This window comes from Wolbachia endosymbiont of Drosophila bocki (genome assembly GCF_028982005.1).
Taxonomy (GTDB): Bacteria; Pseudomonadota; Alphaproteobacteria; order Rickettsiales; family Anaplasmataceae; genus Wolbachia; species Wolbachia pipientis.
In genome coordinates this window covers 1-3,742 of sequence record NZ_JAPQLG010000008.1, presented here as the reverse complement: position 1 = coordinate 3,742, position 3,742 = coordinate 1, and the positions used below count along the sequence as shown (strand labels likewise).

The 3,742-nt window shown below is 32.9% G+C and carries 3 protein-coding genes; all 3 read right to left on the bottom strand.

The features are described from left to right. Nucleotides 1-568: 568 nt before the first annotated feature. The 3 genes from OZD61_RS00150 to OZD61_RS00140 all read right to left on the bottom strand — a co-directional run bounded on the left by OZD61_RS00150 (nt 569) and on the right by OZD61_RS00140 (nt 3,727). The gene (locus OZD61_RS00150) at nt 569-1,987 is read right to left on the bottom strand and encodes an AAA family ATPase (protein WP_274979391.1); all 1,419 of its coding nucleotides are present in this window, start codon (nt 1,985-1,987) and stop codon (nt 569-571) included. Nucleotides 1,988-3,024: 1,037 nt separating this feature from the next. Next, nucleotides 3,025-3,189: a hypothetical protein gene (locus tag OZD61_RS00145; RefSeq protein WP_274979390.1), complete on the bottom strand. Its 165-nt coding sequence runs from the start codon at nt 3,187-3,189 to the stop codon at nt 3,025-3,027. A 103-nt stretch (nt 3,190-3,292) separates the two neighbouring features. Further along, complete coding sequence (locus OZD61_RS00140) at nt 3,293-3,727, bottom strand: hypothetical protein (protein ID WP_274979389.1); 435 nt, start codon at nt 3,725-3,727, stop codon at nt 3,293-3,295. Nucleotides 3,728-3,742 lie beyond the last annotated feature (15 nt).

The window sequence follows — 3,742 nt, the reverse complement described above, 5'->3', positions numbered from 1 at the left end:
ACCAGCTTGCAAATGATTGTCCTTTCCTTCATTTCTCTCCTATTACGAAGATTTTAAACAGGTTCTAAAAAAAAATACAAATTCTCAATTACGTAAAAGCCTAAATTTCTTTTGCTTTCTTCAATCTTTTCTACTCTGTTCGTTTGCCGACTTTTGTGTTTGAAGCACATCTACATTCAATGCCCCTATACTAATATATACCGACCACTTTTTCCGGGAGTTTCTGAAAAAAAGTTAAAATAATTTTAAGACAGCTAAGAAATTAAAAAGAGCATTATGTCTTTTACAACAGAAATCTTCGCTATTTGAGTCCTTTCCATTTTGAAAACAACTTTTTACTTGAGCTGAAAAGAGATTACATGAGTTTTTGGTAAAAACATACAAACCTATCTAAATCATCAATAACGCTATAATAGCCCTCTAAAGACGTTTTAAAGAATGGTATTGCAGTAGAGAGATTATTTTGGCTCCATTCCCTTCTTGTAAAGCTAAAGATACTAATGTTAGCAAACTCTACAAACTTAAGAATAACTGTAGAAACTGTTATTTTTTAAAGTCAGAAAAAACATCACCTACAATTCAACAATTCTCCAAAATCAATTACGTTTGAAAAGTAATCACTATCTATAACATCATCACTTACATCATTGACGTGGATAAGGACTGGACGACATGAAAAGCCTTTTGGACGATTTAGTGTATCTATTTTCTTTTGTACCTCTTGTATTATTGAATAACCAATTTTATTTTTTGAAAATTTGATTTCGCAAATGTAGAGAGTGTTAAACTTCGTTTGAATCATATAATCAATTTGACAACCTGCACTATTACGCGTTCTTTTCTGAAAAAATGGATTCTCGCTTATTATTCCATCAATTCCTAAGATATTATGTATACCCTTTCTATTGTTCAGCACCAAATTTTCAAATTGAAGCCCAATAATTGTATACCACTCTGGTAAGAACCCTATAGAATAGGTGTCACGACTAATTTTTCCTAGATCTTTTTCGATATATTTTAGATAAAACCTTAAATAATTATCTTGAAGTCTGTATCTCCTGAGTCGTGAATCAGTACCAGTTTTTATACTCCAAGTATGATCTTTTGCAATAAAACCAGCAAGCTCAAGCTCATGTAGATACTCAGAAATGCGTCCATGTCTTACGATATTTAAAGTAGCACAAATTTCTTCTTGTTCTTTAGCTCCAGTAGAAAGAGCTCTGACTATTTGCTTATAAAAAGCCGTTTTTCGCATGAATAAATCTGAGAATATTTGATTAAATTCTTCAACTAAAAACCCACCTTTTGTAAAACAAAGCCTTTTAATATTTTCTTCAGCGCTATGTTTAAAATTTACCTCCTCTAAATACTTTGGAATTCCGCCAGTTACTGCAAGCACCTTAAATTTTTCATATGCTGAAATATTTTTCGGCCAAAATTCATTGCAATCAGAAAGTGATAATTCTCCGAGTGTTAAAGTTAACGATATTCTCCCTACGAAACCAGTGCTGCTAAGTATATTTTTCTCGATCCAGGATGAAGCTGATCCACAAACAACAAAAATTAGCTTGTTATTATTTTTTAGCTGCGTATCCCAAAAATTTTTTATTTTGCCTAAAAAGGTTGGATCTTTTGAGCCCATCCAAGAAATTTCATCAAACAGCAATAATGTTTTTCCTGATAGTAGACGTTCACCAACTGCCCATAGTAAATCGCTCCAGTCATCATACCTAGCAAAAGATGTATTAAATTGTCTAGCAACTTGTCTAGAAAATTCATTAAGTTGGTAGGACATTGTAGTGTGCTTTTCTGGTGGCAAACCTATAAAGGAGTAATATTGCTCAAAATACTTACCAAACTCTTGAATTAAACGACTTTTTCCTATACGACGCCTTCCTTTGACTACTACAAAAGATGCAGTATTTTTTTCTGTAAGCTCCAGTAGTTGTTCTAACTCAGTTTGCCTACCAATAAATGATGGAGACATAAAATACGAAATATAAATCTTTGTCTCCATTATACGTGATAAAATTAGAGACGTAAATAAATAAATTTCGATCTTTGTCTCCATTTTTAACTATTAAGCGGGTTACGAGTTCTGTAGCTTCTGTTTCTTCTTCTATGGCAGTAACTTTTTTCTTTTAGCTTCACCTACAATTTGCTGATTTCATTACTGAGAGTTTTGCAATTAATTGCTCAGAGGTTTGCGATAAAAGTTGTTGTATTCCCATAATAGTCTCCATAACCTCTTGTACTCACCATAAGTTGTTCAATCTTTTTTGAAAAATTTTCTTTGCAAAGTGTAAAAAATGTGTTAAACTCACTGGTAAGTTTACTAAAGATGCCTTTTATTTGCGTTTTAGAGGGCATTATAAGCGTTCTTTAGTGTGGCTAGTAAGTTTATACCCTAAAGTTACAGATAGCTTTAAAATGCAGCTTTTGCCTCATCTAAAAAAATTAAGAATATACAGCTGTTTATTTTGCTTTCTTCAATCTTTTCTACCTCAAGTCTTTATCGCACTTGCATAAAAGCCTTATTAAAGCAACTAGACCCAGCTCACTTGGAAGTTATTGAGTATTCCGGAAAATCCGGAGATCTGAATTCTTAGTTCAGCTATTAAACTCAGTAGACCAGCGTTATGCGTTTGTTAAAAAAAAGATGAGGGTTAGAGCCTCTGTTAAACTTATGGTAGAAGTAAAGCTATTGCAAAAATAATGTTTCAAAAAGTCTACTAACCATTTGTTCTTTAGGTTCAAAAAATTTTCTTTGCAATCAACAAAAAGCATGATAAACTAGTTGCGGGGTTTTTTCTAATAAATAAAAGTTTGGGGTATTAAGATGCCTCGTAATCGAGTTTTGAGCTACCCTACATGAGTAACTTGGGTCTTGGTGGTGTAATTGTACCCTGAAGTCATAGAATCTTTTTAAAACGCTATTATGGATCATTTGTTTTTCACTGCCTTTACTTTATATTTTTATTATAGGTTGCAACTCCATAGAAAAAGCAAAATTATGAAAGGACATCAAAAAACGTTAAGTTCTTCTCTTAACTGATATATACTATGTACTATAGCATAGTATATATTTATATATATAGATTTTTGCCGTCTTGCCAACTTCCCTAAACCCGTTATAGAAGAGGACTTTACCCATGCTATCTGGTTGGCAACTTTTTGCCATCTTGCCATCTTACTATTTCTTTAAACTATTGATTTTCTTATATTTTTATCAATTTTAAGTTGGTAGAATGGCAGATTCTTCAGTTTGCCAACTTGCCATCTTGCCAACTTACTATACTGTTTTGCCATCTCGTTTTGTAGAATTATGTATCACCCAAACGTCTGGATTTTCAACTGGTAAGGTTACTCCGTTATTTGGTGAAAGATAATAATCTGGCTTTACCAGCACATGTTGATTTTCAGAAATTTTTAACTCCATGTCTTTAACACATAAATAGCCGTACTTTGATTTAGTGCTTGATACTTTATATCCAAGAGCTTCCTTAAAGAACTTTATGTGGCCAAGAGCTGCAAGATGGCTAATCCTTTCACGGATGCTACGTTTACTTCCAAGGCCTAGCTTTCCCTCAAAATACCTAGCAAAGTGTGCCGCGGTGTAAGTTTCGCCTTTATATGCTTCATTAGCAATTAACTCTAAAATTATATCACATCTTCTTAGAACCTGTTTAAAATCTTCGTAATAGGAGAGAAATGAAGGAAAGGACAATCATTTGCAAGCTGG